Origin of the sequence: Bradyrhizobium sp. (assembly GCF_047605465.1) — a bacterium.
Lineage (GTDB): Bacteria > Pseudomonadota > Alphaproteobacteria > Rhizobiales > Xanthobacteraceae > Bradyrhizobium.
In genome coordinates, this window is sequence record NZ_JASGFS010000030.1 from 68,396 (window position 1) to 75,212 (window position 6,817).

The 6,817-nt window shown below is 66.5% G+C and carries 6 protein-coding genes and 1 pseudogene; all 7 read right to left on the minus strand.

Features of this window, described 5'->3' with window-relative positions:
* Positions 1–54: 54 nt before the first annotated feature.
* Positions 55–846 (minus strand): inositol monophosphatase family protein, encoded by a 792-nt coding sequence (locus tag QM712_RS21540; RefSeq protein WP_415025153.1) that lies wholly within the window; start codon positions 844–846, stop codon positions 55–57.
* An 85-nt stretch (positions 847–931) separates the two neighbouring features.
* Positions 932–2,005 carry a tetratricopeptide repeat protein gene (locus tag QM712_RS21545; protein WP_415025154.1) on the minus strand — a complete coding sequence of 358 codons (1,074 nt, stop codon included), beginning with the start codon at positions 2,003–2,005 and terminating at the stop codon, positions 932–934.
* Between the two features lie 8 nt (positions 2,006–2,013).
* Positions 2,014–2,682, minus strand: a complete 669-nt coding sequence (locus QM712_RS21550; RefSeq protein WP_415025155.1) for a thiamine phosphate synthase — start codon at positions 2,680–2,682, stop codon at positions 2,014–2,016.
* 3 nt (positions 2,683–2,685) lie between these two features.
* A complete protein-coding gene (locus QM712_RS21555; RefSeq protein WP_415025156.1) occupies positions 2,686–3,711 on the minus strand; it encodes a class I fructose-bisphosphate aldolase in 1,026 nt (341 codons plus the stop codon).
* A gap of 243 nt (positions 3,712–3,954) precedes the next feature.
* Positions 3,955–5,022 (minus strand): class II fructose-bisphosphate aldolase, encoded by a 1,068-nt coding sequence (gene fba, locus QM712_RS21560; RefSeq protein ID WP_415025157.1) that lies wholly within the window; start codon positions 5,020–5,022, stop codon positions 3,955–3,957.
* A 53-nt stretch (positions 5,023–5,075) separates the two neighbouring features.
* On the minus strand, positions 5,076–6,272 hold the full coding sequence (locus QM712_RS21565) for a phosphoglycerate kinase (protein ID WP_415025158.1): 1,197 nt from the start codon (positions 6,270–6,272) through the stop codon (positions 5,076–5,078).
* 141 nt (positions 6,273–6,413) lie between these two features.
* Positions 6,414–6,817, minus strand: a pseudogene (locus QM712_RS21570) (erythrose-4-phosphate dehydrogenase); the annotation flags it as partial.

A 6,817-nucleotide genomic window follows, 5' to 3' on the forward strand; every position in this document is an offset into this window, starting at 1 on the left:
ACCCGCCTTCGCGGGTCATTGACGGCCGGGCGGCCCGCGAGCGCTTCTGCGCGGTTACGCCGGCTTCCGCAGGATCTTCACCAGCTCACCGTGCACGAACTCGTTGCCGCACACGACGTGGCCGGTCACCAGCGGGTCGCCCGGCGTCGCGATGTCGCTGACCGTTCCACCCGCTTCCTTCACCATCAGCATGCCGGCGGCGATGTCCCAGGATTGCAGATTGCGCTCCCAATAGCCGTCGAGGCGCCCGGCGGCGACGAAGGCGAGGTCGAGAGCGGCGGCGCCGAAGCGGCGCAGGCCCGCGACGCGGTTCTGGATCACGGTCATCTCGCGGCGGAATTCCTCGTGGTCGCCGCGACCGATATGGGGCAGCCCGCAGGCGACCACGCATTCGTTGAGCTGGCGGCGGCCGGCGACGCGCAGGCGCTGGTCGTTGAGGAAGGCACCCTTGCCGCGCTCGGCGATGTAGAGCTCGTCATTGGCGGGATTGTAGATCACGCCGGCGATGACCGTGCCTTCGCGGGCGAGCCCGATCGAGATCGCGAATTGCGGGATGCCGTGCAGGAAGTTGGTGGTGCCGTCCAGGGGATCGACGATCCAGGTGTGGCTCTTGTCGGTGCCCTCGCGGGTGCCGCCTTCCTCGCCGATGAAGCCGTAGCCGGGCCGCGCCTTGGAGAGGTCCTGGTAGAGGATTTCCTCGGCGCGCTTGTCGGCGAGCGAAACGAAATTCGCGGGGCCCTTCAGCGAGACCTGGAGATGCTCGATCTCGCCGAGATCGCGCTTGAGGCTGCGGCCGGCGCGGCGCGCGGCCTTGACCATGACGTTGATAGTGGCGGAGTACAGCATGAGCTCTGTCTTGATCGGGGGAAGATGGCGCGAAATCGCGCCCAATTGAGGGGATTGGGTGCCCTGCGAGGGCGCCAACGTCAAGTCATTTGGTCCCGAGCCACTTCTTGGCCGCGTTCTCGGCCTTGGCGCGGTCCTCGGCGGGCAAATCCGACAATTGCTTGTCCAGGTCCGGGTCGCCCTTGCCGCCGGTCTTGGCCACCAGGTGCCATTTGAACCCCTCGATCTTGTCCGCGGGCACGCCCATGCCGTTGATCAGGACCCAGGCGAGCCGGTTCTGCGCGATCGCACTGCCCTGGCGGGACGCCTTGCGCAGCAGCGCGACGGCGGCGGGCTGGTTCTTCGGCGTGCCGGTGCCGTTGAACATCGCGATGGCGTATTCGACCTCGGCATCGACATTGTCGGCGAGCGAGGCGGCCTGGAGCAGCCGCACCGATCTTTCGGGATCCTTCGCCACGCCGGTGCCTTCCTTGTAGAAGGTCGCGAGCGCATATTGCGCCTCGGGCAAGCCGGCGTCGGCGGCCTGGCGCAGCAGCTCGGCCGAGCGCTTGAGGTCCTGCGGCAGCGTCTGTCCGTCGAGATAGAGCAGGGCGAGATTGTAGGCCGCCTTGGGCTCGCCGAGCTTGGCCGCGGACGCCATCAGCTTGACCGCCTCACCCTTGTCGACCGGCCCGCCGCGGCCGGACATGCGCAGCATGGCGAGTGCGAACATCGCCTCGCGATCACCGGCGTCGGAAGCGCGCTTGTACCATTCCAGCGCCTTGGCATAGTCGCGCCGGATCCCCATGGCGTTGGAGTAGAGCTCGCCGAGCATGGTCATCGCCTTGGCATCACCGGTCTTGGCACGCGCGATGGCGAGGTCGAACGCGGTCTTGTACATGCCGCGCTGGTAGGCGCCGAACACGAGGTCGACGTTGGGATTGTCGGGCTGCGGCGCGGGGATCACGGTCGCGGCCGGTGCCGGGCTTGGCGAAGCCGACGGCGAAGGCTTCGGCGCCGGCGTGGCCTCCTTCTTCTTGGTGATCGTGTGCGGTTTGGCCTTGGGCTTCTCGGGCGCCGCCGGGCTGGGCGTCGCGACCGGCGGCGTGATCTGAAGCTGCGCGGCGGCGGGCACCGTCATGAGCAACGTCGCGAGAATGGTGATGCGCGGCAGATTCATCGCGGGCACTAGCCCTGGCCGGCGGGAAGAGCCGCGTAGGCTTTCTTGATCGCCGCATCCGCCTCGGCGAGCGCGGCCTTCGGCCCGCGCGGATCAGCCCAGATGACGTCGCCGACCAGCACGAAATCGGCGCCGCTGGCAGCGAAATCGTGGGCCTCCTCGAACGATATGGCGAAGCCGACGCAAGGCGGCTCGAACAACTCGGCCCACCAGTCCAGCCGTTCGGCGATGGCCTGGGACGAGGGGCGCTGGCCCTGTGCGTCGGGTTCGCCGAACAGCACGTAGTCCGCGCCCATCTCGCCCGCGCTCATGGAATCATGGCGCGTGGCGAGGTCGCCGACGCCGGCGATGCGATCGGGCTTGAGCGAGGACATCGCCTCTTCCAGCGCAGCGATACCCGCCAGGTGCGCGCCGTCCGCGCCGCCGCGCGCGACCAGCTCGGCATGGCCGTCGACGAGCAGCGCGGCGCCCGCATTCTGCACCACCGGTGCGAGCTGCTTGATCCGCGAGATCATGGTGCGCTGGTCGGTCTCCTTCAGGCGCACCAGCACCGCCGCGACATCGGCGGCGGCAAGCAGGCCCGGAAGTTCTTTCACCAGCGAGGCCGGATCGTCGACAACGGGCGTCGCGAGGTACAGGCGCGGTGCAGGGCGCGGCGGAGGCAATTTGTTCGACAAGATCTAGGCTGCCTTCTTTTCCAGGCCGCTGTGCCATTCGCCCTTGGAGGCGAGCCCGTTCATCCGCGCGCGATGGCTGAAGGCGTCCTGCCCGGCGGCGACGTTCTCCGCCTTACCCGACCAGGCCTTCTGCGGGGCGGCCTGCAGTGCGCGGCCATAGGAGAAGGTCAGGCCCCAGGGCAACGGGCCGAGCTTGTGCATGGCGTTGAGATGCGCCGTTGCCTCTTCATCGGACTGGCCGCCGGAGAGGAACGCGATGCCGGGCACCGCCGCGGGCACGCAGGCCTTGAGCAGCCTGATGGTCCTCTCCGCGACGTCGTCGACGGAGGCCTGCTTCGCACACTTCTTGCCCGACACCACCATGTTGGGCTTCAGGACCATGCCTTCGAGCGCAACGCGCTGCACGCGCAGCTCCTGGAACGTCTTGTTGAGCACGCGGCTCGTGACCTCGTAGCAACGGTCGATGTCGTGATCGCCGTCCATCAGCACTTCCGGCTCGACGATCGGCACGATCTGCGCGGCCTGACACAACGCCGCATAGCGCGCCAGCGCATGAGCGTTGACGTGGATCGCGGTCATCGAGGGAATGCCGTTTCCGATGTCGATCACCGCGCGCCATTTGGCGAAGCGCGCGCCGCGCGCGTAATATTTCGTCAGCCGTTCGGCGAGATTGTCGAGACCGACGGTGACGAGTTCGCCCGGGCACATCGGCAGCGCCTGCGTGCCTTCGTCGACCTTGATGCCGGGAATGGCGCCGCTCTGCTCGATCAGCTTGACCAGCGGCGTGCCGTCCTTGGCGTCCTGCCAGATCGTCTCGTCGAACAGGATGACGCCGGAGATGTGCTGGCTCATGGCCTCCTTCGACCGGAACAGCATCTCGCGATAGTCGCGGCGGTTGCTTTCGGTCGATTCCACGCCGATCGCGTCAAACCGTTTCTTGATGGTGCCGGAGGATTCGTCCGCGGCAAGGATGCCCTTGCCGGGGGCCACCATGGCGGTCGCGATCCTGTTGAGCTCAGTCAGATTCATCGAGAGGTCCTCCCAAAACGACTCTGCCCTTGCCTGTGAAAATAGACCGTTCTCGGGCAATTGCCGAGTTAACGTTCGTGACAGGGTAAAGGGGCCATCGGTCATTCCGGGACGCGCCCCTCGGCGCGAGCCCGAAATCCATTGATCCGCATCGACGGTGGCACCATGGATGCCGGGGTCGCCGCCTCGCGGCGCCCCGGAATGACGGGAGAGGGGTGCCTTGCGGAGCTGCTCGCGCGATCGTTACGCGACGCGGGGGTCGAGTTCGCCCTTGGCGTAGCGCTTGGCCATTTCGGCGGTGGTCAGGACCCGCTTGATCTTGGAGGCCTGCCCCGCGGTGTTGAACTCCTGGAGCCGCTGCTTGCACAGCTTGGTCATCGCTTCCATCGCGGGCTTCAGATACTTGCGCGGATCGAACTCCTCGGGGCTGTCCTTCAGCACCTTCCGGATCTGGCCGGTCATGGCCATGCGGTTGTCGGTGTCGATGTTGATCTTGCGCACGCCGTTCTTGATGCCACGCTGGATTTCGGCCACCGGCACGCCCCAGGTCGGCTTCATCTTGCCGCCATAGGCGTTGATGATGTCCTGAAGGTCCTGCGGCACCGAGGACGAGCCGTGCATCACGAGGTGCGTGTTGGGCAGCTTGCGGTGGATCTCCTCGATCACGTTCATGGCGAGGATGTCGCCGTCCGGCTTGCGGGTGAACTTGTAGGCACCATGCGAGGTGCCCATCGCGATCGCGAGCGCGTCGACCCTGGTCTCCTCGACGAATTTCACGGCTTCGTCCGGATTGGTCAGGAGCTGGTCGTGCGACAGCTTGCCTTCGGCGCCGTGGCCGTCCTCCTTGTCGCCCATGCCGGTCTCGAGCGAGCCGAGCACGCCGAGCTCACCCTCGACCGAGATGCCGCCGAGATGGGCCATGTCGGTCACGGTCTTGGTGACGCCGACATTGTAGCCCCAGTCGCCCGGGGTCTTGCCGTCGGCCTTGAGCGAGCCGTCCATCATGACGGAGGTGAAACCGGCCTGGATCGCGGTCATGCAGGTCGCGGGCTCGTTGCCATGGTCGAGATGCACGCAGACTGGGATGTGCGGGTAGATTTCGGTCACCGCGTCCATCATGTGCTTGAGCATGACGTCGTTGGCGTAGGAGCGCGCACCGCGCGAGGCCTGGATGATGACGGGCGCGTCGGTCTGGTTCGCCGCGTCCATGATCGCCAGCGCCTGCTCCATGTTGTTGATGTTGAAGGCCGGGACGCCGTAATCGTTCTCCGCCGCATGGTCCAGCAATTGACGCAACGTGATCCGAGCCATGTGTGTTTTTCTCCCGTTTGGGCCTTCAAGGCCGCTAGCTGTTTGCCGTCTGGTTACTTGATGCGCAGCACCTCGACGCCGGGCAGGGGCTTGCCTTCCATCCATTCAAGAAATGCGCCACCGGCGGTCGAGACATAGGTGAAATCACCGGCCACATGGGCCTGGTTGAGGGCCGCGACCGTGTCGCCGCCGCCCGCGATCGAGATCAGCTTCTTCGTTTTGGTGCGCTCGGCGGCGTGCCTGGCGGCCGCGACCGTGCCGCGGTCGAAGGGCTGCATTTCGAAGGCGCCGAGCGGGCCGTTCCAGACCAGCGTGGCTGCGTCGTCGATCGCCGCATGGATGCGTGCGATCGACTGCGGGCCGACGTCGAGGATCATGCCGTCCGCGGGGATCGCATCGAGCCCGTAGGCATGCGAGGGCGCGTTGGCGGCGAAATGATAGGCAACGGTGGCGTCCACCGGCAGGATGATGGCGCAGTTCGCGGCTTCCGCCTTCTCCATGATGCGCAGTGCGGTCGGCGCGAGGTCCTTCTCGGCCAGCGACTTGCCGACCGCGATGCCTTGGGCGTGCAGGAAGGTGTTTGCCATGCCGCCGCCGATCACCAGCGCGTCGACCTTGTTGACGAGGTTTTCGAGCAGGTCGATCTTGGTCGAGACCTTGGCGCCGCCGATGATGGCGATGACCGGCTTGGTCGGCGAACCCAGCGCCTTCTCCAGTGCGTCGAGCTCGGCCTGCATGGTGCGGCCGGCATAGGCCGGCAGCTTATGGCCGAGGCCTTCGGTGGATGCGTGGGCGCGGTGTGCCGCCGAGAAAGCGTCATTGACCCAGATGTCGCCGAGCTTCGCCAGCTCCGCGACGAACGCCGGATCGTTCTTTTCCTCTTCCTTATGGAAGCGGGTGTTCTCGAGGCAGAGGATGTCGCCGTCCTTCAGCGCCGCCACCGCGTCGGCCGCCGGGGCACCGATGCAGTCGTCGGCGAACGCGACGGGTTTCTTCACGACCCTCGACAGCGCTTCGGCGACGGGCTTGAGCGACTCCTTGGGGTCGCGGCCCTTGGGCCGGCCGAAATGCGCGAGCAGGATGACCTTGCCGCCCTTGTTCGAGATTTCGGTGATGGTCGGCGCGACGCGCTCGAGCCTCGTTGCGTCGGTGACGCGTCCGCTCTCCATGGGCACGTTGAGATCGACGCGCAGCAGTACGCGCTTGCCCTTCACGTCGACGTCGTCGAGGGTACGGAATTTGTTCGCCATCGGACATTCTCTCCTGTCCCGGGCGCTGCGCAGCGCAAAGCGGTGCGCTGCAGAACCGGGACCTACGCAGGAACCTGGGTCCCGGCTCTGCGGCGCACCGTGAAGACACGCTGCGCCGCGTCCGGGACACGAGACCTTGGCTTAGATCACCTTCGCCAGCGCGACGGCGGTGTCCGCCATGCGGTTCGAGAAGCCCCACTCGTTGTCGTACCAGGACATCACGCGCACCAGCGTGCCGTTCTGCACCTTGGTCTGGTCTTCGTGGAAGGTCGAGGAGTGCGGGTCGTGGTTGAAGTCGATCGAGACATTCGGCGCCGAGGTGTAGCCGAGGATGCCCTTGAGCTGCTGCTCGGAGGCGCGCTTCATCGCGGCGTTGATTTCCTTGGCGTCGGTGGCGCGCTTGGCGACGATCTTGAGGTCGACGACCGAGACGTTCGGGGTCGGCACGCGGATCGCGACACCGTCGAGCTTGCCCTTCAGTTCCGGCAGCACGAGGCCGATCGCCTTGGCGGCGCCGGTCGAGGTCGGGATCATCGACATCGCAG

Coding starts and splice junctions, on each gene's coding strand:
- QM712_RS21540 (WP_415025153.1), bottom strand. CDS start 846: ATGCTGTACTCCGCCACTATCAACGTCATGGTCAAGGCCGCGCGCCGC.
- QM712_RS21545 (WP_415025154.1), bottom strand. CDS start 2,005: ATGAATCTGCCGCGCATCACCATTCTCGCGACGTTGCTCATGACGGTG.
- QM712_RS21555 (WP_415025156.1), bottom strand. CDS start 3,711: ATGAATCTGACTGAGCTCAACAGGATCGCGACCGCCATGGTGGCCCCC.
- fba (WP_415025157.1), bottom strand. CDS start 5,022: ATGGCTCGGATCACGTTGCGTCAATTGCTGGACCATGCGGCGGAGAAC.
- QM712_RS21565 (WP_415025158.1), bottom strand. CDS start 6,272: ATGGCGAACAAATTCCGTACCCTCGACGACGTCGACGTGAAGGGCAAG.